Here is a 22,838-nt window from a genome sequence, read left to right as displayed (position 1 = left end):
CGCCTCAGCCTTCCCGGATCCAGCCGGCGCGGCCGGCGATGCTGACGGGCGGCAGGTCGAGCTTCTGATTGTGCCGATCGACGAAGTCGCGGAAGTCGTAGCGGGTGCCGGGAAAGCCCAGCATCTTCCAGCTCACCATGTCGCGGTTGCCGCCATGGATCGGGTCGGCGAAGAAGCCCTCCATGGTGTTGCCGAGAAGCTGGTCGAAGAAGAGCTTCTCGTCCACACCCCTGAGGCCGGCCTCGCCCTTCTCCATGGCGGCGAGGAGACGGTCGCGCTCCTCCGGCGGCAATTCGGCGAAGCCACGGCCGCCCAGTCGTTCGCGGCAATGGGTGTCGAGCGACGCCAGGCCGCGGCGATAGGTCATCGCGGGGGTGGTGTTCTGCTGGAAGCCCTGTTCCGGCGTTCCGGCCTGGAACGGCGCGCGCATATAGGCCCGCTCGGCACGGCCATAGGGACCGGCGAGCTGACGGTCGATGAACTCGGCGCAGCCCGCCTCCTTGCCGCTCATGCTGAGCTCGTCGCGCGGGATCAGCCGCTCCACCGCCGCTTCCACGGCCTGCGCCTCCTCCAGGGTGAAGTACTGCCAGGGGCCGGGGCGGAAGGGGCGGGGCGGATCCGCGGCGAAAGGGGTCCAGGGCAGGCCACCCTGGATGCTGCGGCCGAGGGCGCCGCCGGAGGCACCCAGAAGCAGCGCGGCGGAGGCGAGGAGAAAGCGTCGCCTCCCGGGCGACGGAAGCAAGGCGGTCATGGCGGCACCTTGGGCAGGGGCTGCTACCGGAATACCAAGTTGAGGTAAGCCGTTGCGCTACAAGGTGGCCATGATTCTCGCATTCCGGTGAAAACGGAAAAGGCGCGGCCAGCCGGCCGCGCCCCAGTGCAGCGTCGGAAGGGACGGGCGGTCAGTCCACCGCCAGGCGCCGCTCCATGATCTGCGTCTTCATGCTCTTCTGCAGCTTCTCGAAGGCCCGCACCTCGATCTGGCGCACGCGCTCGCGGCTGATGCTGTACTGCTGCGAAAGCTCCTCGAGCGTCGTCGGCTCGTCCTTCAGCCGCCGCTCGATCAGGATGTGGCGCTCGCGCTCGTTCAGCGTCTTCAGCGCCTCGCCCAGAAGCTGGCGGCGGTTGGACATGTCCTGCCGCTCGGCGATCTCGGTTTCCTGGCTCTCGCTGTCATCGACCAGCCAGTCCTGCCACTCGCCCTCGCTGTCGGCGCGGACGGGCGCGTTCAGCGAATTGTCCGGCGAGGCGAGGCGGCGGTTCATCGAGATCACGTCCTGCTCCGGAACCTGGAGCGTGTGCGCGATCTTCTCCACCTGCTCGGGCTTGAGATCGCCCTCCTCGAGCGCGGCCATCTGTCCCTTCAGCCGGCGCAGGTTGAAGAACAGCTTCTTCTGCGCGGCCGTGGTGCCCATCTTCACGAGCGACCAGGAATGCAGGATGTACTCTTGGATCGCGGCGCGGATCCACCACATGGCGTAGGTGGCCAGACGGAAGCCACGGTCGGGATCGAAGCGGCGGACCGCCTGCATCATGCCGACATTGCCTTCGCTGATCAGCTCGCCCACGGGCAGGCCATAGCCGCGATAGCCCATGGCGATCTTGGCGACGAGGCGGAGATGCGACGTGACAAGGCGGTGGGCGGCCTGCTGGTCGCCTTCGTCCTTCCACTTCTTGGCAAGGCGAAACTCCTCCTCGGGGGAGAGCATCGGGAACTTGCGGATCTCCTGCAGATAGCGGGAGAGATTGCCCTCGGGGGCCATGGTCAACATCGAAGAAGTCGTGGAAGCCATAACTGCTTTGCCTCCTGCACCGGCCGGGAGCCCCTGTGACAGCGAACCCCTGGAATGTCCCGCACGGTCGGCGTGCGGTCCGGGTCGTCCTCCGCTCGGGCCCTGACGCGCCCTCCCGCCTGGCGTCACGGGCCAGACAGGTTCGGCGGCCGCGCCATGGCGATGGCACCCGGCGTTGGCGACAGATGAACGCTACCGCGCTGCGAAGAGTTGCGCAAGGAAATCCCGACTGTAATAGTCGGGTTACTCCGGGTTACCGTCCAGCAACGTGATCAGCGCCGCCATGTCGGGCGGCAGGGGGGCGGAGAAGCGCAGCGTCTCGCCCGTCACAGGATGCTGGAATCCCAGCGTTTCCGCATGCAGGGCCTGACGCGGAAAGGCCAGCAGCGTGTCCCGCGCCGGCTGCGGCACCGCCCGCGCGGCGGCCGGAAGCCGGCGGAGATAGACCGGGTCCCCGACAAGGGGATGCCCGATATGCGACAGATGCACGCGAATCTGATGCGTCCGCCCCGTCGCCAGGCGACAGCGCAGGAGGGAACAGCCGGTGCCCCAGGCCCGTTCGGTCTGGTAGCGCGTCAGGGCGGTCTTGCCGCCGCGCGTGACCACCGCCATCCGCTTGCGGTCCATGGGGTGACGGCCGACGGAAGCCTCCACTTCGCCGCGCGGCACGGCGGGCACGCCCCAGGCCAGGGCCAGGTAGGACCGCTCCAGGTCGCGGCTGGCAAAGGCCTCGGATAGGATCTGGTGCGCCCGTTCGCTCTTCGCAACCACCATGACGCCGGAGGTGTCCTTGTCCAGCCGGTGGACGATGCCGGGTCGCCGCTCGCCGCCGATGCCGGTTAGCTCCTCCCCGGCATGGGCAAGCAGGGCGTTGACCAGCGTGCCGTCCTGATTGCCCGGTGCCGGATGGACGACCAGCCCGGCGGGCTTGTCCAGCACGATCAGGTGGCGGTCCTCGAAGAGAATAGTCAGCGGGATCGCCTGGGCTTCCGGCACCGCCGGCGCGGCGGGCGGCGGCGCCACCAGGTAGCGCGCCCTCGGCCGCACGGCCTCGGAGGGATTGTCGACCGGGGCGCCGTCCCGCGTCACGTGCCCGCCCTCGATCAGCGCCTTGACGCGCGAGCGCGAGACGGCGCCTATCGCGCCCGCCAGGAAGCGGTCGAGGCGGAGACCCGCATCCTCCGCCGTGGCGATGACGGGGAAGGGGCCCTCCGGCGTGCTGCCGGCGGGGTCCGTGGTGTTGGGAGGAGGATCGGTGCGCTGGCTCAAGATACTGGTTGGGGTGATGGGGGTCATGATCATCGTCGGCACGGTGGCGCTGGTCGTGGCGCTGGTCCAGCGCATGGGCGAGGCCACCACACGCCTCTCAGCCCCGGAGGTGACCTCCCAGGGCTCCCGCGAGGGCGGCCTGCCCTGGACTAGCACGGATCTCTCCCTGCGGCAGCCGCCAGGAACGCGGATCGGCCAGATCGCCGCGCTGGAGGGGCGGCTCGCGGTCTGGGTCGAACGGCCGGACGGCGCGCGCATCCTGCTGGTCGATCCGCGCTCCGGCCGCATGGCGGGGGAGATCCGTCTGGGCGAGTAGGTTTTTCGCGTTTTTCCGCGGAAGCCCCCTTGCGGAGCCCCGGCCGGGCGGATAGAAGCCCGCCCACGCCATCTAGTCCCCTTCGTCTAGAGGCCTAGGACACCGCCCTCTCACGGCGGCAACAGGGGTTCGAATCCCCTAGGGGACGCCAGGCGCGCTCTTGACCGCGCGCCATGGCCTTGGCTTTTCCGGACATTTCTGCATCCGCCGGCACGAGCCGGAGCGACCGCCGCGAGGGCGGGCGCTCGCGGCCACGCCGTCAGGCCCGCCGCATGCGTCGGGCGAGGTTCTCACCGATCATCACGCAGGTGAAGTGCAGGTTGGCGCGGCAGTCGGTCGGCATGATCGAGGCGTCGGCCACGCGCAGCCCGGCGATCCCCTTCACCGTCAGATCCGGGTTCACCACCCCGCGCGGGTCCTCGAAGGCGGCCATTCGGCAGGTGCCGGCGGCGTGCTGGATGTCGCCGGCCTCCCGCAGCATCAGCGCGTCCAGTTCGTCGTCGGGCAGCGCCGCGGCCTCCGTCATGCCGATCCCGCTGTCGCCGAAGGTGACGGCCTCGCAGAGCCCGGCCACCGCCGGCTGCCGCACGATCCGCGCCAGCCGGCGTACCGCATCGCGCAGGCGCAGCCGGTCGCCCGGGTGGTCGAGCATGTTCTCCTCGACGATCGGATGGGCCTCGGGATCGGCCGAGGTCAGCTCCAGCTGCCCGCGGGAATACGCATCGTAGAGCGCGGCGCCGATCGCCCCTTCCGGCGCCGGACCGGCCTCCGACAGGCCGCGATGGTTGTAGGCGATCATGATCATGTCGCGCTCGCCGCCGCCGGCCAGGCCGCTGCTGTAGGTCAGGCAGCAATTGGTGTGGCGCGCATCCGCGCCGCGCGCCCGATGCTCCGGCCTCAGCTTCAGCGTGGCGCGGAGGATCGGGTGGTCCATCAGGTTCCGCCCGACCATCGGCAGGTCCAGCGCCACCGGGATGCCGAGCGCGCGGAGCGGCGCCGCGGGGCCGATGCCCGAACGCAGCAGGATGGCCGGGCTGTGGATGGCGCCGGCGGAGAGCACGATCTCCCTCGCGCGGATCTCCTCCCAGCCCCCGTCACCGAACCGCACCCGGACACCGACGGCGCGGCCGCCCTCGAGCAGGACGCGGTCCACCAGGGCCTCGCCGCGGATCTCAAGGTTGGGCCGGCCGCGCGCCGGCTCCAGGTAGCCGTCATTGGTGGTGACGCGCCGGCCGTCGCGGCTGTTGATCGGGTTGCAGGAGATGCCCTCCCCGGTGGGCGCGTTGAGATCGGCCTTCCAGGGATAGCCCTCGGCCAGCGCCGCCTCGCGCAGCGCCAGATCGACCGCGCCCCATTCGGCGAGGGGCGCGCGATGGACCGGCAGCGGCCCGCCCCGGCGGATGCCGGGTGCCGTGCCGGTCTCCGCGTCGTCCTCGATCCGGTCGAAGAGCGGCAGCACATCCTCGGCCGACCAGCCCTCGCAGCCGGCCTCGGCCCAGGCGTCGAAGGCGGCCGGCACGCCGCGGATGGCGATCTGCGCGTTCACCGTCGAGGAGCCGCCCATGGTCCTGCCGCGCCAGTAGAACTTCGGTGCCTGGGCGGCGGTGCGGCGGGCCATCAGGCCGGGCCACTGCCACTTCGCCTGGTGCGCCGGGTCATGCATGAAGGGGACGATATTGGCGCTGCGAAGCTCCTGCGGCGCCTCGGCCGAGCGCCAGTCGCGCCCCGCCTCCAGCAGCAGCACACGGCACCGGGGATCCTCGGAAAGGCGGGCTGCGAGGGCGGCGCCGGACGAGCCGGCACCCACCACGATCACGTCGTGCATCTTACTTCTTCTCGATGTTCCAGAACAGGGGAATGGCGGAGGGGATCACGCCCGACAGCACGGCGCGATAGGCCGCCGGCTGGGCGAACTGGCCGAAGGGGATGCCGAGCCCCTGCTCGTAGACGATGGACTGGATCTGGCCCGCCACCTCGCGCTGGGCCTCGCGCGTCGGCGCGCGGGCGAAGGCGTCGAAGAGCGGGACCATCCGCTCATCGCACATGAAGCCGGCGGTGGCGGCGCTGGTGCAGTTGAAGTTGATGACGGAGTTGGTCAGCGGCGAGGCGAGGTCGAGGCCCAGGGCGTGCACGCCATAGACGCTCCAGCCCTGGCGGTTGGTGCGGCGCGCCAGCAGCGTGGCCCAGTCGGTCATCTGCAGGTCGACCTTGAAGCCGGCGCGGGCGAGGCGGTCGGCCAGGATGGTCGAGGCGACGCGCGGTGCCTCCAGGTCGCTCGCCGCCATGACCACCACCGGCGTGCCATCGTAGTTCGTGGCCTTCAGCGCGGCGGCGGCGGCCTCGATCGAGGGATCCTTCAGCGGCGCCGTGCCGGCGGCACTCTCATAGGGCGAGCCGCAGATGAAGAAGGCGGCGCAGCTCTGGCCGTAGCGACTGTCGAGGCCGAGGCCGGCGACCACCTCCTCCTGGTTCACCAGCCGCAACAGCACGCGGCGGATGGCGGGGTCGTTGAAGGGCGGGGAGGCGGTGTTGATGCGGTAGTGGCCGGTGAACATGTGGGCGCCGGCGAAGTTCAGCACCTTGAGGCGCCGGTCCTTCTCCATCGCCGGCAGCAGGTCGAAGGGGGCGTATTGCATGTAGTCGATCTCGCCCTGCTGCAGGGCCGCCGCCGCGGTGGCGCCATCCGGCACGACCCGGATGTCGAGCGCGTCGGCCTTGACCACATGGCCGCCCGCCAGGAAGTCGGCGGGCTCGGGGCGCGGCACATAGGCGGCATTCCTCCGCAGCAGCATGCGGTCGCCGGGCCGGTGATCCGCACGGCTGTAGACGAAGGGCCCGGAACCCATGATCTCGGACACCTGCGTGCTGCCTGGCGTGGTCGCCGCGATGCGCGCCGGCATGATGAACGGCGTCGGCGAGGAGGTGGTGCCGAGTGTGTCGAGCACCAGGCCGTAGGGCTCCTTCAGCTGCAGGCGGAAGCTCTTCGCGCCGGTGGCCTCCAGCGAGGCCGCGACCTTCATCAGCCGGCCGCCGAGCGCGCTGCGCGTGCTCCAGCGCTTCAGCGACGCGACGGCATCCTCGCCGGTGACGGGGGCGCCGTCATGGAAGGCCAGCCCGTCGCGCAGCGTGAAGTCCCAGGTGAGCTGGTCGTCCGAGACGGTCCAGGACTGCACCATCTGCGGTTTCGTGTTGCCCTCGCTGTCCGGAGCGAAGAGCGTGTCGAACACCATGTAGCCGAAGGTGCGCGTGATATAGGCACCGATGTAATGGGGATCGAGCGTGACGATCTCCGCTTCCAGCACCGCGGTGATGGTCTCCGCGCGAGCCTCGCCGGCTCGCGAAGACCCTCCCGCGGGCCATGTGGGCGGCATCCAGGCGGCCAGCATCGCCACGCTGGCCAGGACGCCTCGCCTGATCGTCTTCATCCTCGTGCTTCCCTTTCCGGACAGCCTGCTCTGAGAGCCGCGCCGGAGCCAGTCCGGCGCCGCGGTCGGGCGGACTCTGCAAAGCCTGGGCCAGAGCGGCCGCGCGCCGTGGCACGCGGCTTGCACAGGGCATCGCACCGTCTCCCTGTCGAAGGACCGAATGGATGCGTCGTCGCCCGCTCCTGGCCCTGGGTGGCCTTCTGGCCATGCCCGCCCTCGCGCAACCCTCGGGCTGGAGACCGGCGGCGCCCATCCGCTATGTCGTGCCCTTCCCGCCGGGCTCGGCCATCGATCTCGTCGGCCGCCTGACGGCGGACGCGGCCGGCCCTCTGCTCGGGCAGAGCTTCGTCGTGGAGAACCGGCCGGGCGCCGGCACGCTGCTGGCGGTGCAGGCGGTGAAGGTCCTGCCGCCTGACGGGCAGACCCTGCTGATGGTCGCCAACAGCTTCACCGTGAACCAGACCCTGCACCGGCCCCGGCCCTATGACGCCTCAGCGGACTTCGATCCGTTGGCGCTGCTGGTCGGCACGCCGCATGTGCTGGTCTGCCATCCCTCGGTGGCGCCGGACTTCGCGAGCTTCCTCGCCAAGGCGCGGCAGCCGGGCGCCGGCCTCTCCTTCGGCAGCAATGGCAACGGCACCAGCCAGCACATGGGCCTCGAGCATCTCAAGCAACTCGCGGAGTTGAATGCCGAGCATGTCCCCTATCGCGGCGTCGCGCCCATGCTGACGGACCTGCTGAGCGGCCGCGTGGACTACACCTTCGGCAACCTGCCCGACGTGCTGGAGGCGGTGCGTGACGGCAGGCTGGTGGCGCTGGGCGTCGTGTCCCCTGGTCGGCACCCCTTGCTCGCCGACCTGCCGACCATGGCCGAGCTCGGCTGGCCGCAGCTGGTGAACGACACCTTCTACGGCGTGGTGATGCCGGCCGGGGCCAACCCGGAGACCAGGGCGGCGCTGTCCGACGCGCTGCTGCGGAGCATCGGGCGGCCCGAGGCGCGCGAACGCATGAGGGCGATCGGGCTGGACGTGCTGGCCCAGGGCGGCGCCGATCTGGCGGCCCGCATCCGGCGCGACACGGCGATCTATGCCGAGGTCATCCGCCAGGCCAACCTCACCCCCTCCTGAGCGCGCGCGGCGGTAGGCGCCGGAGCGGGCGGGGCGGGCCTACCCGCCGAAGCGGTTGTTGCGCGGGAAGCCGTTCGGCGGCTGCTTGCCGGCCCCGGCGCGGTTGCCGCGCCAGGTGGTCAGGTCGGTCTCCAGCCGCACCCGCTCGCCGATGCGCCATGTCAGGCCGGCCGTGGCGGTGAAGACCTTCACGTCGGCCAGGCCGCCATCGCGATAGCCCTGCAGCGCCACGCCGCGTCCGCGCATCATCTCCGGCACCTGCTCCAGCGGGAAGACCAGCAGCTTGCGGTTCTCGCCGATGATGGCGACGCTGTCGCCCTCGGCCGGCACGCAGGCGGCGGCCTCGGCCGGCGGATCGACCAGCAGCACCTGCTTGCCGGTGCGCTTCTCGGCCAGCAGGTCGTCGCTGCGGACCACGAAGCCGCGCCCGTCCGTCGCCGCCAGCAGGAACTTCCGTCCCTCCTTCCAGACGAACAGGTCGACCACGTCATCCTCGTTCGTCAGGTCCACCATCAGCCGCACCGGCTGGCCGTCGCCGCGTCCGCGCGGCAGCGCGTCGGCCTTCAGCGTGAAGCACTTGCCATTGGTGGCGAAGAGGCAGAGCCGGTCGGTGGTCTCGGCATGCAGCGCGATGCGCAGCCCGTCGCCCTCCTTGAACTTGTGCTCCGTCTCCATCGGCACATGGCCCTTCAGCGCGCGGATCCAGCCTTTCTGCGACAGGATGACGGTGATCGGCTCGCGCTCGACGAAGGCGCGCTCGTCGATGACCACGGCGGCGGGGGCGGCGTCGATGGCGGTGCGGCGGCGGCCCGCCTCGGTCTCCTCGCCGAAGCGGCGGCGCGTCTCGGCGATCTCGTCGGCGATCCGCTTCCAGCGCAGCTTCTCGCTGCCCAGCAGGGACTGGAGCGACTTCTGCTCGGCGGTGAGCTTCTTGTGCTCCTTGCGGATCTCCATCTCCTCCAGCTTGCGCAGGCTGCGCAGCCGCATGTTGAGGATCGCCTCGGCCTGCACGTCGGTCAGGCCGAAGGTCGAGATCAGCACCGGCTTCGGATGGTCCTCCTCACGGATGATGCGGATCACCTCGTCGAGGTTCAGATAGGCGATGAGGTAGCCGTCGAGGATCTCCAGCCGGCGGGCGATGGCGTCCAGCCGGTGCTGGCTGCGCCGCACCAGCACCTCGTGCCGGTGGTCGAGCCAGCAGCGCAGCACCTCGCGCAGGCCCATGACGCGCGGCGTGCGGCTCGCATCCAGCACGTTCATGTTGAGCGAGACGCGGGATTCCAGCGGCGTCGCGCGGAACAGCGTCTCCATCAGCACGGCGGGATCGACCGCGCGGCTCTTGGGCTCCAGCACGATGCGGACGATATCGGTGCTCTCGTCGCGGATGTCGCCGAGCAGGGGGAGCTTCTTCTCCTCCATGAGCTGCGCGATCTGCTCGATCAGCCGCGACTTCGCCACCTGGTAGGGGATCTCGCTGACGACGATCTGCCAAGCGCCGTTCCTCAGCGCCTCGCGCTCCCAGCGGGCACGGACGCGGAAGCCGCCGCGGCCGGTGGCATAGGCCTCGCGCACCGCCTCTGCGCTCTCGACCAGCACGCCGCCGGTGGGAAAATCCGGGCCCGGCATGTGCCGCAGCAGCTCGTCCACCCCGGCCGCCGGATCGGCGATCAGCGCCAGCGCGGCGGCGCAGAGCTCGCCCGCATTGTGCGGCGGGATCGAGGTCGCCATGCCGACGGCGATGCCATTGGCGCCATTGGCCAGCAGGTTGGGGAAGGCGGCGGGCAGCACGACCGGCTCCCGCTCCTCGCCGTCATAGGTGGCGCGGAAGTCGACCGCGTTCTCCTCGATGCCCTCCAGCATGGCGCTGGCGATGGCGGTGAGGCGGGCCTCGGTGTAGCGCATGGCCGCGGCGTTATCGCCGTCGATATTGCCGAAATTCCCCTGGCCCTCGACCAGTGGGTAGCGGGCCGCGAATTCCTGCGCCAGCCGGACCATGGCGTCGTAGATCGCGGCGTCGCCATGCGGGTGGTACTTGCCCATGACGTCGCCGACGATGCGGGCGCATTTCTTGAAGCCCGCCGCGGGGTCCAGCTTCAATTGGTGCATGGCCCAGAGCAGCCTGCGGTGCACCGGCTTCAGCCCGTCCCGCACATCCGGCAGGGAGCGCGCCGTGATGGTGGACATGGCATAGGCCAGGTAGCGCTCGGAGAGGGCGGCGGAGAGGTTGGTGGGCCGGACGTCGCCGCCTTCGGGCAAGGTGTTCAGGTCGTCGGGCATGGGCAATCCTCCGGGCGGTCGCGGCCGCCCCGGGCTAGCGCAGTGCGCGGTCTGGCGGAAGGGGCGAATGGCCGGCACAGAACATAAGCCGAACATATGCCGGCCACCAGACGCGATCCTCCTCGCCGCCCGCCGCTCACAAACACGGGAGCGAGGGTTCGGGTGGGGCTGACCGGTGGCGTGCTTCCGGCCATAGGGAAGAAGAGGGGTCCAAGACCACGAACAGGCCGTCCCTCGTCTGAATGATCCGGGAGGATGCGCCTTTGAATGCCGACAACCCCGTAGCCACCCCTCGCGACCGGGTGGATGCCGAGGACCCCTATTGCCTGACACCCGAAGGCATTCGTGAACCACCGGTTGGCTGGAAGCACTCGCTGCGGCATCTCGGCCCCGGCCTGATCCTGAGTGCCTCCATCGTCGGATCGGGCGAGCTGATCGTCACCACCACGCTCGGCGCCACGGTCGGTTTCGCGCTGCTTTGGATGGTGATCTTCTCCACCTTCGTGAAGGTGGCGGTGCAGATCGAGCTGGCGCGCTGGACCATCTCCACCGGCCAGCCGGCGCTGACGGGCTACAACAAGGTCGGCCCGCATCTCGGGAAGCTGAGCTGGATCAACCTGCTCTGGGCGCTCATGGCGCTGTCCAAGGTCCTGCAGATGGGCGGCGTGGTCGGCGGCGTGGCGCTGGCGATGAGCATCATGCTGCCGATCGGCGGCGATCCGATGAGCGGGACGTCCCTCGGCCTCTGGACGGTGATCATCGTCCTCGGCAGCATCGCGCTGCTCTATTCCAGCAAGTACAGCCGCATCGAGCACGGCGCCGGGCTGCTGGTGGTGGTCTTCTCCTTCATCACCATCGGCATCGCCCTGGGCCTGCCCTTCACGCCTTACGCCTATTCGATGGAGGACATCGCCAGCGGCCTGTCCCTGGCCATCCCGGCGGGCGCGATCGGCGCCGCCATCGCCATGTTCGGCATCACCGGCGTGGGCGCGGATGAGCTGACCTTCTACACCTACTGGTGCGTCGAGAAGGGCTATGCCCGCTATGTCGGCCCGAACGACGGCAGCGAGGCTTGGCGCCGCCGCGCCCGGGGCTGGATCGCGGTGATGTACAAGGATGCCTTCCTCTCCTGGGTCATCTACACCTTCGGCACCATCGCCTTCTTCGTCATGGGCGCCGCGGTGCTGCATCCGCAGGGGATCGTGCCGCGGGGCAACGAGATGATCACCGCGCTCACCCGCATGTATACCGACACGCTGGGCGAATGGGCGGGGCTGCTCTTCCTGGTCGGCGCCGTGGTGGTGCTGGGCTCCACCCTCTGGGCCGCCATCCCGAGCTGGGCCCGGATGTACACCAACCTGCTGGCGGTGATGGACGTGCTGGACTGGCAGGACAGCCGGCAGCGGCTGCGCTGGATCCGCGGCTTCACCATCGGCCTGCCGGTGGTCTGGGGACTCGCCTATCTCTTCATGCGCTCGCCGGTGCTGATGGTGCAGATCGGCGGCGTCGCCACCGGCATCTTCCTGCTGGCCGTGGTGGTCGCCGTCTGGCACCTGCGGCGGACCGAGACCGACCCGGCGCTCTACGGCAGCCCGGTCTTCAACGCCCTGCTGGTGGTCAGCAGCATCGCCATCGTGCTGCTCGGCCTCTACACCATGCTGAACGTCTTCGGCGCGTTCTGAGCCGGCGCGCGCGCCTCAGCCGGGCGCGCCGCCCCCGCGCTCGGCCAGCAGGCGTGTCAGCAACGCGATCTGCCGCTCCTGCTGGGCCAGCAGGGCGGTGATCTGCTCGGACCGCATGCGGTCGAGCTTCTCGTGCAGCGCCATGATCTCGATCTCAGCCTTGAGATTGACCTCGTAATCATGCGTGGCGTCCAGCCGGTCCTTCGCGGCCTGCCGGTTCTGGCTCATCATGATGATCGGCGCCTGCAGCGCGGCCACCATCGAGAGCAGCAGGTTCAGGAAGATGAAGGGGTAGGGGTCGAAGGGGTGGACCAGCGCCCAGCCATTCACCACGACCCAGCACGCCAGCGCCGCCGTGCAGCCCAGGATGAAGCTCCAGGAACCGCCGAAGGCCGCCACCCGGTCCGCCAGCCGGTCGCCCAGGCTGAGCCGGCCGGAGAAGGCCTCGTTGGTGTCGCGGCTGACCGGCCGCCGCGCCAGCGCATGGCTCAGCGCGCGCTGCTCCGCGTCGCCCAGGGTGTGGCTGGCGCCGAACCAGCGCCGGGCGGCGGTGGCGAAGTCGGGATGCGGCTGGTTCTGCATGGGCGGGGGATCTCGGCTACGGCGGCGCGGGCCTGGGAGCGGCTCGTGGGCCGGACAGTATGGGCCGTGGTCAGGGGGCTGCGCCACCCGGCGGCCGCTCCCGGAACCAGGCCCCGAGCGCCATCCAGGGCCGCACATCCCAGAAGCGGCTGGCCTGGCCGGAGGTGGAGGGCAGGACCCAGACCGGCGGGAAGTCGGCCGGCCCTTCCACCCGCCCATAGGCCAGGGCGGCGGTCGGGCGGCGCAGGAAGGCGGCCGCCGGCGCCTTGGCGGTGAAGGCCAGCATGGCCGGGCGGACGGCGCGGATGCGCGCCGCGAAGCCCTCGGGGTCATAGGCATCGCGCGGCAGCTCGGCATCGTTGCCGGCGGCGTGCTTGGCCATGTCCGTCAGGCCGATGCCGTAGTCCAGCAGCAGCGGATACTCCGCCGGCGCCAGGCGGCGCGGCGTCAGCCCGGCCGCCTGCAGCACCGGCCAGAAACGGTTGCCCGGATGCGCGTAATAGGCGCCGCGGGCCGCCGAGACCGCGCCGGGCGCCGAGCCGCAGAAGACCAGTCGCAGGCCGGGCCGCAACAGATCCGGCAGGATCGGCTCAGCCGGGCGGGGCATCGTCCGGGGGGCCGGGCGGCAGCAGGGTGGCGATGCGCGCCTCCAGCCGCTGTCGCGCCGGGGGCAGGGGGCGGTGCCGGGCGCCGAAGGCGTCGCGGGCCAGGAAATGGCCGGTCAGGCGCAGCCCGGCCAGCCATTGCGCCGGGTCGCGCTCATCCTGCCCGCCGCGCAGGAAGAGCGGCAGGGGCAGCAGCCGGTCGCGATACGGCCCGGCCGCCCCGGCGCTCACCGCCCGGCCGCTGCGGGGCGAGACGAAGGCCAGATCCTCCGCCCCGCCGGTCACGGCGCAGGCGTCGAGGTCGAGGCCATAGCCCAGCGCGTCCAGCAGCAGGGCCTCCCAGCGGATGTAGTCGGCGACCGAGGCCGCCGCGCCGCGGCCGAGATGGGCCATCAGGGTCAGCAGGCCGGAGAAGACGCGCGGCTGCGGCTCGCGTTCCGGCAGGGCCTCGGCGGCCAGCGCGCAGGCGGAATTCAGCAGGGCCAGGGCGAGCGGATCGTCCAGCGCCAGGGCGGCGGTGGGGTGCACCATCTCGCCGCTGAGGGCGCCCAGCTGCTCGGCCAGCCGCCCGACCCAGCGCACCTCGACCAGGTTGCCCGGCTGCCACAGCCCGGCCTGGGCCCGCGAGGTGCCGCCCTTGGCCAGGCCGGCATGGCGCCCGTGTCGCTCGGTCAGCACCGAGACGACGGCGCCACCCTCGCCATGCGGGCGGGCTTCCAGCACGATGGCGGGCGCCTGCCATTCCATGGCCTAGAGGGGGGTGGCCGGTAGCCCCGGCCCGGCGCCCGAGATCACGCCGCCGCCTCAGCCGGCGTCGTCCAGGCCGATGGCGCGCAGTCGGGCGCGCTCCTCGTCCCAGCCCTGGCGCTCCTTGACGTTCAGGAAGAGATGGACCCGGCGCTCCAGCAGCCGCTCCAGCTCGGCGCGGGCCCGCTGGCCGATATCCTTCACCTTGGTCCCGCCGTCGCCGATCAGGATGGCCTTCTGCGAGGCGCGGCCGACATAGATGGTGCAGTCGATCCGGACCGAGCCGTCGCGCCGCTCCTGCCACTGCTCGGTCTCGACCGTGGCATGGTGCGGCACCTCCTCATGCGTCAGCCGCAGGATCTGCTCGCGCACGATCTCGGCCGCCAGCATGCGTTCCGGCAGATCGGAAAGCTCGTCCTCGGGGAAGAGCCAGGGGCCGTAGGGCAGGCGGGAAGCGAGCATCTCCAGCAGACGGTCCAGCCCGTCGCCGCTCTCGGCGCTGACCATCAGCGTCTCCTCGAAGGAGAGCTGCTCGTTCAGGCTGGCCGTCAGCGGCAGCAGGCGCTTGGTGTCGATCAGGTCGGACTTGTTCAGCACCAGCCAGATCGGCACGCGCGAGCGCTTGAGGACCGAGACGATCGACTGCACCGCCTCGGTCATGCCGGCGCGGCTGTCGACGATCAGCAGGGCCAGATCGGCGTCCTGGGCGCCCTCCCAGGCGGCGGCGACCATGGCGCGGTCGAGCCGGCGGCGCGGGGCGAAGATGCCCGGCGTGTCGGTCAGCACGATCTGCGTCTGGCCGCGCATCACCACCGCCCGGATGCGGAAGCGCGTGGTCTGCGGCTTGGGGGAGACGATGCTCACCTTGGTGCCGGCCAGCCGGTTGACCAGGGTGGACTTGCCGGCATTCGGCGCGCCCACCACGGCGACCAGGCCGCAGCGCGTCTGCCCCGGCTCTGGCTGCGTCCGCTCTGGCTGCGTCTGCCCTGGCTGCGTCTGCCCTGGCTGCGTCCGCTCTGGGGCGGCGTCCTGCGGGGGAGGGCCGTGCTCGCTGCTGTCGCTCATGCCTTGCCGCCGGGCTTGCCGGCCTCCGACCTGTCCAGCCGGGCCAGCCAGGCCTCGGCGGCGGCCTGCTCGGCCGCGCGTTTCGATTCGCCCACCCCCTCGGCCACACGCCCGCCGGCGGTCACGGAGACGGTGAAGACCGGCATATGGGAGGGCCCGGCGGTGCTGACCAGCCGGTACTCCGGCAGGCCCTCGGCGCGGCCCAGCGTATGCTCCTGCAGGCGGCTCTTGGCCGACATCGGCGGCGTGGGGTCGGCCTCCATGAAGGCGGCCCATTCACGGCGGACGAAGTCGCGCGCCGGCGGCAGGCCGCCATCCAGGTAGAGCGCGCCGATCAGCGCCTCGGTGGCATCGGCGATGACGGTGTGGCGGCCGCGCAAGCCGGTGCGCCCCTCGGCGGGGGGGATGCGCAGCGCGGCGGGCAGGCCGATGGCCTCGCCCACCTTGGCCAGGCTCTCCGCCGCCACCAGGACGGAGAGGCGCTTGCCGAGCGCGCCCTCGCGCTCGCGGGGGAAGCGCTCGGCCAGCCATTCCGCCATGACGAGGGCCAGCACCCGGTCGCCGAGGAATTCGAGGCGCTCGTTGGAATCGAGCATGCCGCGCCGCGGATCGGCGGCCGAGCGATGCGTCAGCGCCTGTTCCAGCAGGCGGGGATCGGCGAAGCGATGCCCGATCCGCGCCATGAAGCCGGCCTTGGCCCCCTGTCCCGCAGCCTGGGTCATGCGCCGTCAGTTCACTCCCGAGAAGAGCCGCGACCAGCGGATGGCGGAGGGCCAGTTCCAGACCTCGTACCAGGCGGCCGAGCCGTCGACGCTGAAGAAGATCATCTCGGCGCGGCCGACCAGGTTCTCCAGCGGCACGAAGCCCACGGCGTTCATCTCGCGGCTGTCGAGGCTGTTGTCGCGATTGTCGCCAATGGCGAAGACATGCCCGGGGGGGACGAGAAACTCCTGCGTGTTGTCGTAGGGTCCGTCATCCATGGCCTCCAGGATCTCGTGCTGCCGGGTGCCGCCATTGCGCGGCAGGGTCTCCCGGTAGCGCCGCACCGTCATGCGCGGGCCGTCGCCCTCGACCGTGTAGGGGCCGAGGGACTCGCGCGGCACCTCCTGCCCGTTCAGGAACAGCCGGCCGCCGCGCATCTGGATGCGGTCGCCCGGCAGCCCGACGATGCGCTTGATGTAATCGGTGCTGTTGTCGCGCGGGTACTTGAAGACGGCGACATCGCCGCGCTTCGGCAGGGCGCCGAGGATGCGGCCCTCGAAGAGGTTCGGGCTGAACGGGATCGAGTGCCTGGAATAGCCGTAGGCGTATTTCGAGACGAAAAGGTAGTCGCCCACCTGCAGCGTCGGGATCATGCTGCCGGAGGGAATGTTGAAGGGCTCGAAGGCCACGGTACGGATGCCGACGGCGATGAGGACCGCGTAGACCACGGTCTTGATGCTTTCGAGCCAGCCGCCCGTCGTCTTCGTCATCACTGCTCTTCGGTCGTCCGGGAGGGTTGCGAGAGGTCGCACGACATCCGCCACGCCCTCCGCCGCGGCGGCGTGCAGGGGTAGAGCCCGGCGCGGGGCGGGCTGTCAAGGAACGGCCGGCGCGGAGGGGGCAGGGGGGGCGGCGCCGGCTTCCCGCCGGGGCAGGCCGAAGGCCTCGGCCAGCAGCGTGACCGACCGGCGCCGCGCCTCGGGATCGTGCACCGGCGTCAGCACCGCGACCTCGGCGGCGCCGAGCTCCGCCGCCAGCGCCTCGAGCCGCGCCCGCACCCGCTCCGGCGTGCCGATGATCGCGCTCTCGCGCATGCGCGAGAGCTTCTCCCGCTCGGCGGGCGTGTAGGGATGCGCCACCGCCGCCTCCGGGCTCGGCAGGGCGGGGTAGATGCCGCGGTCCCGCGACAGGCGCCAGAGGGCGCGGGAGGAGAAGAGCCGCTCCGCCTCCGCCTCGGTCCCGGCGCAGAGGGCGACCACGGCGAGGGCGGCGTGCGGCGCCGGCAGCCGGCCCGATTCGGGGCGGAAGCTCTCGCGGTAGAGCGCCATCGCCTCGGCGGCGCCGGCCCCGTCGGTGATGAAATATGCGAAACAATAAGGCAGGCCCAGCCAGGCCGCGAGCTGCGCGCCATAGCCCGAACTGCCCAGCATCCAGACCTCCGGCCGGGTCGGGCCCCGGGGCTGGGCGATGACGCTCGCGAAAGGGTGCCCCTCCGGCAGCCCTTCGCCCAGCCATCCCATAAGCTCCTGAACCTGGGCTGGAAAACGGTCGGACTGGGACTGCGCGGCGGCGGGATTCAGGGCATAGGCGGTGCGCCCGTCGCTGCCGGGCGCGCGGCCGACGCCAAGATCGATGCGGCCGGGAGAGATGGCTTCCAGGACACGAAACTGCTCGGCCACTTTCAGCGCGGAATAATGCGGTAGCATTACGCCAGCGGAACCAATACGGATGCGTTGTGTTGTGGCTGCGATGGCGGCGATCAGGATCTCGGGGGCGGCGCCCGCATGGCTGCGGCTGTTGTGATGCTCGGCCAGCCAGTAGCGCGCATAGCCGAGCCGGTCCGCCAGGGCGGCCAGGGCGAGGGTTTCACGGATCGCCTCGTCGGCGCCGCGGCCGGAGGCGATGGTGGACTGATCCAGGATCGAGACAGCGAGCGCCATGCCGGCAGCGTAGCGCGCCATCGGCGAGAAGGAAGGAGCATCTGATGGGGCGGCGCGTGGAGGCCGTTCACGGCCCGGGTGAGACCGGCGGAGGCGCCGCCGGGGATCGCGGCGCGCCAGCCCCCCCCGATGCCGCGAGCGAGGCGGCGGTGGCGGCGCATGTCGCGGTGCTGCGCCGCCAGTACGCCCTGCTCGCCCAGGCGGGGCGGGGCGGCCCGGTGGTGCGCGGCCCGGAGATGCTCTGGTGCTTCCTGGAGGCGGCGCTGGCGCAGAGTCGCGGGGAGCGGCTGACGCACAAGGACCTGCAGGCCCATTGCGCCGGCGCCCTGAGCCCGGCGACCCTCTCCCGCGCCCTGGCCGATGCGGTGGCGCGCGGCTACCTGCTGCAGAGCCCGGCGCCCGAGGACAGCCGCGTGAAGCTCATCACCCCCTCGGAAGGCGGGATGCGCTTCCTGGCCGAGCAGGCGCCGGCCGCCGTCGAGGAACTGCGGCAGATTCTGTCGCCCGCGCGGCGCTAGTCCGAACCGCCGGCCGGATGGCGCCGCGGGCGGCCGTCCAGCGGGCCGTCGACCAGCCAGTCCTCGCCCTCGGCCCGCGCGAAGTCCGGGCCGAGCGGCGCCTTGCCGGCACCCCCCGGCAGGTCCAGCACATAGGCGGGCCAGGCCAGGCCGGTCAGCCGGCCCCGCAGCGCCCGCAGCAGGGCGCGGCCCTCGGCGATCGGCACCTCGAAGCGCGCCGTGCCGGGAGCACGGTCGAGCTGGTGCAGGTAATAGGGCTTGACCCGAGCCGCCAGCATGGCGCGGAACAGGGCCTCCAGCGCCGCCGCGCTGTCGTTCACCCCGCGCAGCAGGACGCTCTGCCCGAGCAGCGCGACACCGCCCAGCGCCAGCCGGCGCAGGGCCGCGCGCGCCGGCGGAGCGAATTCCCGCGCGTGGTTGGCGTGCACGCAGAGGAACAGCGCCTTCTCCGTCTGCAGCGCGGCGACCAGCGCCTCGCCCACCCGCTCCGGCGCCGCCACGGGCACGCGGGAATGCAGGCGGATGATGTCGAGATGCGGGATCGCCGAGAGCCGCGCCACGATATGCGCCAGGCGCCGGGGCGACAGCATCAGGGGGTCGCCGCCGGTGAGCACGGCCTCGCGCACCTGCGGCGTCGCGGCGAACCAGTCCAGCGCCGCCTCCAGCTCCGCCTCCGACAGCAGCCCGCCCTCCGGTCCCACCACCTCGCGCCGGAAGCAGAAGCGGCAATAGACCGGGCAGGCCAGCAGGGGCTTCAGCAGGGCGCGGTCCGGATAGCGGTGCACCACGCCCTTGACCGGCGTGAAGGGCGCGTCGCTGGTCGGGTCGCTCCGCTCGGAGGGGAGGGTGACGGCCTCGGCGGCGTCGGGCACGTATTGCCGGGCGATCGGGTCCGCCGGATCCGCGGGGTCGATCAGCGCCCGCGCCGCCGGCGTGACCGAGATGGCATAGGTCCCGGCCAGGGCGGCGATGCCGGGCAGCTGCGCGGGCGTGATCAGCCCGGCCTCGAGCAGGGCCTGGGCGTCGCGCAGCGTGCGCGGCTTCAAAGGGGGCGTCCCGTCAGGCATGGTCGCGCCGCTTACGCCCGGAGGAGGCCCGCCCGCAATGCCCGAAGACGCGTCCCAGCCCCGCGCCGGCAGGACCGGCCCGCCGCCCCCACCTCATCCCTTCTGGCATCCGGACAGCCTGGCCGCGCGGCTGCCGGCGCTGCGCCGCCGCGCCCGGCTGGTGGCGGAGACGCGCGCCTTCTTCGCCGCGCGCGGCTACTGGGAGGTGGAGACGCCCGCCCTGGTGCCGGCGCCGGGGATGGAGGTGCACCTGGCCGCCTTCCGCAGCGAGTTCCGGCCGATCCTGGACGAGGGGGGCTATCCCCTCTGGCTCCGCACCTCGCCCGAACTGGCCATCAAGCGCCTTCTGGTGGCCGGGAGCGGGCCGGTCTTCGAGCTGGCGCGGGTCTGGCGCAACGGCGAGGTCGGACCGCGCCACGCGCCGGAATTCACCATGCTGGAATGGTACCGCCCCGGCTTCGGCCTGGAGCCGCTGATGGCGGAGACCGGGGCCTATCTGCGGGCGGTGCTGCCGCCCACGGTATCCCATGGCGGCGTGACCACCGACCTGTCCCTTCCCTTCGAGCGGCTGAGCCTGGCCGAGGCCTTCCGCCGCCATTGCGGCGGGCTCGACCTGCTGGCCACGCTCGATGCGGCGGGCGAGGGGGATGCCGCCGCCCTGCGCGCCGCCGCCGCCGCCATCGGCGTCGCCCCGCGCGGCGAGGAAGGCTGGGAGGACCTGTTCTTCCGCCTGCTGCTGGAGCGGGTGGAGCCGCATCTCGGGCGCGGCCGCGCCACCTTCCTGACCCACTGGCCGGCGCCGCAGGCGGCGCTGGCGCGGCGCGACCCGGCCGATCCGCGCGTCGCCCTGCGCTTCGAGCTTTTCGTCGCCGGCCTCGAACTGGCCAATGCCTTCGACGAGCTGACCGACCCGACCGAGCAGGCCGCGCGTTTCGCCCGCGACGTCGCCGAGCGTCGGCGGCTCTATGGCGAGGGCTGGCCGGTGGACGAGGACTTCCTGGCGGCGCTGCGCCACGGCATGCCACCCACCGCCGGCATCGCCCTGGGCTTCGACCGGCTGGCGATGCTGGCGGCGGGCGTCGGGCGGGTCAGCGACACGCTGGCGCTCGGGGGGTGGCCCTACGAGGCGGCCGGCTGAGCCTCGCCGCCGCCAGCGCCCCGTTCCAGCCGCGCCAGCACGCGGTCGATGAAGGCATCGGCGCTGCCGAGGTAGTTCGCCGGGTTCGTCAGCCGGTCGATGCTGGCGCGGCTGAGGGCGGCGCTGACGCAGGCATCGCGTGACAGGGCCTCGGCCAGCGGGATGCGCTCGGCCAGCGCCAGGTCGCAGGCCTGGTGCACCGCGTCATGCGCCGCCCCGCGCCCGATGGCCGGCGCCAGGCCCATCATCACCGCCTCGGCGACGATCAGGCCGCCGGTGGAATCGAGATTGGCGCCCATCCGCTCCGCATCCACCGTCAGCCCCTCGGCGATGGTGATGGCCTGAACCAGCGCGCCATGCGCCAGGGTGAAGGCCTGGGGCAGGACCAGCGGCTCGGTCTGCCAGGGGCCGGTGCCGCGCTCCTGGTCGATCGCCATGGCGCCGAGCATCTGCGGCACCAGCGCCTGCACGCCGCGCGTCTGGGCGAGGATGTACTCACAGGCGATCGGGTTGCGCTTCTGCGGCATGGTGGAGGAGCCGCCGCGGCCCGGCGCGTGCGGCTCGAAGACCTCGGCCACCTCCGTCTGCATCAGCAGCACGATGTCGGTGGCGAACTTGGACAGCGCGCCGGTCAGCAGGCCGAGGAAGCAGACCGCCTCGGCCATGCCGTCCCGCGCCGCGTGCCAGGGCGCGTCGGGCAGGGCGAGGCGGAGCTGCGCGGCCAGCGCCCCGGCCACCGGGATGCCGTCCTCGCCGAGCGAGGCCAGCGTGCCGGCGGCACCGCCGAACTGCACCTTCAGCACGCGCGGCAGCAACTGCTCCAACCGCTCGCGCATCGAGATCAGCGGCGAGAGCCAGATGGCGCATTTGTAGCCGAAGGTGACGGGAAGTGCGTGCTGCAGGTGCGTGCGCCCGGCCATCACCAGGCCGCGGTGCCGCTCCGCCTGCCCGGCCAGGGCGCGGATCAGCCGGTCCAGGTCGGCGCCGATCAGCGCGAAGGCCTCGCGCAGCTGCAGCACGACGGCGGTGTCCATGATGTCCTGGGTGGTGGCGCCCCAGTGCGTCCAGCGCCCGGCCTCGGCACCGGCCAGGGCGGAGAGCTGCTTCACCAGCCCGACCACGGGATAGCCGGTGTTCTGCGTGGCGCGGGCCAGGGCGGGGAGATCGAAGCGGGAGAGGTCGGCCGCCGCCTCGATCGCCGCGGCGGCCTCGGCGGGAATGATGCCGAGCCCGGCCTGCGCCCGGGCCAGCGCCGCCTCTACCTCCAGCATCCTGGCCAGGAAGGCGCGCTCGCCGATGATGTCGCGCATGGCATCGGTGCCGTAGAGCACGGAGAGCACCACGCCGTCGGCGGGATTGACCGAGAGCATCAGCGGCGGCCCCTCGGCGCGGCGGATATCGTCATGGCACGTCCTCCATCTGGCGATAGGTCTCCTTGGCCAGCTTCAGCGCGTGGTTCGCCGCCGGCACGCCGGCATAGGCGCCGAGTTGCAGCAGGACCTCCGCCAGCTCCTCCGGCGTGACGCCGGTCTGCCGCGTCGCGCGGACATGCAGCGCGAACTCGTCGTCGCGGCCGAGGGCCGCCATCATGGCGAGCGTCAGCAGGCTGCGCGTGTGGCGCGGCAGGCCGGGCCGGGTCCAGATCTGCCCCCAGACATTGCGGGCGATGTAGTCCTGGAAGGGTGCGTCGAGCGCCGTGGCGGCGGCGGTGGCGCGGGCGACATGCGCCTCCCCCAGCACCGCCCGGCGCACCGCCATGCCGGCCTCCAGCGGATCGGCGGCGGCGGCGGCTTCCGGCGGCTGCGCCGCGAGATGCGCCAGCATGGCCGCCGTCAGTCCCTCGGCCGCCTCGTAATTCGGGATGTGGCTGGCCGCCGGCAGCACGACCAGCCGCGCGCCCGGAATGCTGTCGCGCAGCGCCTCGGCGGCCGGCAGGGGCGAGGCAGGGTCGTGCTCGCCCATGATCACCGTGGCCGGCGCGCGGATGCGGCCGCGCACATCCTCCGCCCGCGCGTCGCGCAGCGCCGCCGCCGCCGCGGCATAGCCGATCCGGTCGGTGCGCAGCAGCATCCGGCGCAGGCCCTGGGCCGAGGGTGTCGTGGGGTCCACCACCCAGCGCGGCATGACGGCCTCGACCAGCGCCTCGGTGCCATGCTGGCGCACGGCGTCGATCCGCTGCTGCCAGAGCGAGGGCTCGGGGAATTCCAGCGCGGTGTCGATGAGCAGCAGCGACTGCACGCGCTCCGGCGCGTCCGCCGCCAGCTGCTGCGCGATGCGGCCGCCGATCGACAGGCCGGCGACATGCGCGCGCTCGATGCCGAGGGCGTCGAGCAGCGCCACGAGATCCCCCGCCAGCCCCGCCATGGTGTAGTCGCCCGGCGTGACCCCGCTCAGCCCATGGCCGCGCATGTCGGGGCGGATGACGCGGAAGCGGCGCGCCAGGGCCGGGGCCTGCGGGTCCCAGACATGCTGCGTCGTGCCGATGGAATGCAGCAGCAGCAGCGGCGGCGCCTCCGCCTCGCCCTCCACCACGCAATGCACCAGATGGTCCCCGATCTGGACGAACATGCCTCAATCCTGTCCCG

Annotated in this window: 21 protein-coding genes and 1 tRNA gene; 6 read left to right on the top strand and 16 right to left on the bottom strand. The window is 71.9% G+C overall.

Annotated features, from left to right (window positions below):
* Positions 1–4: 4 nt before the first annotated feature.
* The 3 genes from ACF3NH_RS18120 to ACF3NH_RS18110 form a co-directional block, all read right to left on the bottom strand.
* Positions 5–751 (bottom strand): gluconate 2-dehydrogenase subunit 3 family protein, encoded by a 747-nt coding sequence (locus ACF3NH_RS18120; RefSeq protein ID WP_422924658.1) that lies wholly within the window; start codon positions 749–751, stop codon positions 5–7.
* Positions 752–902: 151 nt separating this feature from the next.
* On the bottom strand, positions 903–1,793 hold the full coding sequence (gene rpoH / locus ACF3NH_RS18115) for an RNA polymerase sigma factor RpoH (RefSeq protein WP_198364554.1): 891 nt from the start codon (positions 1,791–1,793) through the stop codon (positions 903–905).
* Between the two features lie 243 nt (positions 1,794–2,036).
* A complete protein-coding gene (locus ACF3NH_RS18110) occupies positions 2,037–3,062 on the bottom strand; it encodes an RluA family pseudouridine synthase (protein ID WP_422924655.1) in 1,026 nt (341 codons plus the stop codon).
* On the opposite strand from ACF3NH_RS18110, the gene ACF3NH_RS18105 reads away from it, so the two are divergent.
* Both ACF3NH_RS18105 and ACF3NH_RS18100 read left to right on the top strand, forming a co-directional pair.
* Positions 3,049–3,378, top strand: coding sequence for a DUF6476 family protein (locus tag ACF3NH_RS18105; RefSeq protein ID WP_422924653.1), 330 nt, complete (start codon positions 3,049–3,051; stop codon positions 3,376–3,378). The genes ACF3NH_RS18110 and ACF3NH_RS18105 overlap by 14 nt on opposite strands.
* A gap of 75 nt (positions 3,379–3,453) precedes the next feature.
* Positions 3,454–3,529, top strand: a tRNA-Glu gene (locus ACF3NH_RS18100).
* Between the two features lie 108 nt (positions 3,530–3,637).
* On the opposite strand, the gene ACF3NH_RS18095 is transcribed toward ACF3NH_RS18100, so the two are convergent.
* Entirely contained in the window at positions 3,638–5,203 is a 1,566-nt protein-coding gene (locus ACF3NH_RS18095) for a GMC family oxidoreductase (protein WP_422924651.1), read from the bottom strand.
* A 1-nt stretch (position 5,204) separates the two neighbouring features.
* Entirely contained in the window at positions 5,205–6,803 is a 1,599-nt protein-coding gene (locus ACF3NH_RS18090) for an ABC transporter substrate-binding protein (protein WP_422924649.1), read from the bottom strand.
* Between the two features lie 164 nt (positions 6,804–6,967).
* Between ACF3NH_RS18090 and ACF3NH_RS18085 the strand changes: the two genes are divergently transcribed.
* Positions 6,968–7,930 (top strand): Bug family tripartite tricarboxylate transporter substrate binding protein, encoded by a 963-nt coding sequence (locus tag ACF3NH_RS18085; RefSeq protein ID WP_198364559.1) that lies wholly within the window; start codon positions 6,968–6,970, stop codon positions 7,928–7,930.
* A gap of 39 nt (positions 7,931–7,969) precedes the next feature.
* Here the strand turns inward: ACF3NH_RS18085 and parC are convergent, their stop codons facing one another.
* Complete coding sequence (parC, locus tag ACF3NH_RS18080) at positions 7,970–10,207, bottom strand: DNA topoisomerase IV subunit A (RefSeq protein WP_198364560.1); 2,238 nt, start codon at positions 10,205–10,207, stop codon at positions 7,970–7,972.
* Between the two features lie 263 nt (positions 10,208–10,470).
* Between parC and ACF3NH_RS18075 the strand changes: the two genes are divergently transcribed.
* Complete coding sequence (locus ACF3NH_RS18075; RefSeq protein ID WP_232476793.1) at positions 10,471–11,889, top strand: Nramp family divalent metal transporter; 1,419 nt, start codon at positions 10,471–10,473, stop codon at positions 11,887–11,889.
* Positions 11,890–11,904: 15 nt separating this feature from the next.
* Here ACF3NH_RS18075 and ACF3NH_RS18070 read toward each other — a convergent pair whose 3' ends face one another.
* From ACF3NH_RS18070 to ACF3NH_RS18040, 7 genes are all read right to left on the bottom strand, one after another.
* Positions 11,905–12,471 carry a DUF1003 domain-containing protein gene (locus ACF3NH_RS18070; protein ID WP_422924646.1) on the bottom strand — a complete coding sequence of 189 codons (567 nt, stop codon included), beginning with the start codon at positions 12,469–12,471 and terminating at the stop codon, positions 11,905–11,907.
* Between the two features lie 70 nt (positions 12,472–12,541).
* Positions 12,542–13,078, bottom strand: a complete 537-nt coding sequence (locus ACF3NH_RS18065; RefSeq protein ID WP_422924644.1) for a mismatch-specific DNA-glycosylase — start codon at positions 13,076–13,078, stop codon at positions 12,542–12,544.
* Complete coding sequence (gene recO / locus ACF3NH_RS18060) at positions 13,062–13,823, bottom strand: DNA repair protein RecO (protein ID WP_198364563.1); 762 nt, start codon at positions 13,821–13,823, stop codon at positions 13,062–13,064. Before recO ends, ACF3NH_RS18065 begins: the two co-directional genes overlap by 17 nt.
* Before the next feature lie 57 nt (positions 13,824–13,880).
* Complete coding sequence (gene era / locus ACF3NH_RS18055) at positions 13,881–14,888, bottom strand: GTPase Era (RefSeq protein ID WP_422924641.1); 1,008 nt, start codon at positions 14,886–14,888, stop codon at positions 13,881–13,883.
* Complete coding sequence (rnc, locus tag ACF3NH_RS18050; protein ID WP_198364564.1) at positions 14,885–15,610, bottom strand: ribonuclease III; 726 nt, start codon at positions 15,608–15,610, stop codon at positions 14,885–14,887. The genes era and rnc overlap by 4 nt, the downstream gene beginning before the upstream one ends.
* Before the next feature lie 6 nt (positions 15,611–15,616).
* The gene (gene lepB / locus ACF3NH_RS18045) at positions 15,617–16,360 is read right to left on the bottom strand and encodes a signal peptidase I (protein WP_422924639.1); all 744 of its coding nucleotides are present in this window, start codon (positions 16,358–16,360) and stop codon (positions 15,617–15,619) included.
* Between the two features lie 105 nt (positions 16,361–16,465).
* Positions 16,466–17,551: an LLM class flavin-dependent oxidoreductase gene (locus tag ACF3NH_RS18040; RefSeq protein ID WP_422924637.1), complete on the bottom strand. Its 1,086-nt coding sequence runs from the start codon at positions 17,549–17,551 to the stop codon at positions 16,466–16,468.
* Between the two features lie 23 nt (positions 17,552–17,574).
* Between ACF3NH_RS18040 and ACF3NH_RS18035 the strand changes: the two genes are divergently transcribed.
* Positions 17,575–18,048: a hypothetical protein gene (locus ACF3NH_RS18035; RefSeq protein WP_422924635.1), complete on the top strand. Its 474-nt coding sequence runs from the start codon at positions 17,575–17,577 to the stop codon at positions 18,046–18,048.
* On the opposite strand, the gene ACF3NH_RS18030 is transcribed toward ACF3NH_RS18035, so the two are convergent.
* Positions 18,045–19,115 carry a lysine-2,3-aminomutase-like protein gene (locus ACF3NH_RS18030; RefSeq protein ID WP_422924633.1) on the bottom strand — a complete coding sequence of 357 codons (1,071 nt, stop codon included), beginning with the start codon at positions 19,113–19,115 and terminating at the stop codon, positions 18,045–18,047. The two genes, ACF3NH_RS18035 and ACF3NH_RS18030, sit on opposite strands and share 4 nt — an antisense overlap.
* Before the next feature lie 37 nt (positions 19,116–19,152).
* Here ACF3NH_RS18030 and epmA point away from each other — a divergent pair, with 37 nt between their 5' ends.
* Positions 19,153–20,253, top strand: coding sequence for an EF-P lysine aminoacylase EpmA (gene epmA / locus ACF3NH_RS18025; protein WP_422924631.1), 1,101 nt, complete (start codon positions 19,153–19,155; stop codon positions 20,251–20,253).
* Here the strand turns inward: epmA and pcaB are convergent.
* Together pcaB and pcaDC are read right to left on the bottom strand one after the other, a co-directional pair.
* Positions 20,235–21,623, bottom strand: a complete 1,389-nt coding sequence (pcaB, locus tag ACF3NH_RS18020) for a 3-carboxy-cis,cis-muconate cycloisomerase (RefSeq protein ID WP_422924629.1) — start codon at positions 21,621–21,623, stop codon at positions 20,235–20,237. The two genes, epmA and pcaB, sit on opposite strands and share 19 nt — an antisense overlap.
* A 31-nt stretch (positions 21,624–21,654) precedes the next feature.
* The gene (pcaDC, locus tag ACF3NH_RS18015; protein WP_422924627.1) at positions 21,655–22,821 is read right to left on the bottom strand and encodes a bifunctional 3-oxoadipate enol-lactonase/4-carboxymuconolactone decarboxylase PcaDC; all 1,167 of its coding nucleotides are present in this window, start codon (positions 22,819–22,821) and stop codon (positions 21,655–21,657) included.
* Positions 22,822–22,838 lie beyond the last annotated feature (17 nt).

Origin of the sequence: Pseudoroseomonas sp. WGS1072, assembly GCF_049340465.1 — a bacterium.
GTDB lineage: Bacteria > Pseudomonadota > Alphaproteobacteria > Acetobacterales > Acetobacteraceae > Pseudoroseomonas.
The sequence above is the reverse complement of the archived record's forward strand: the minus strand, read 5'-3'. Positions and strand labels throughout refer to the sequence as shown.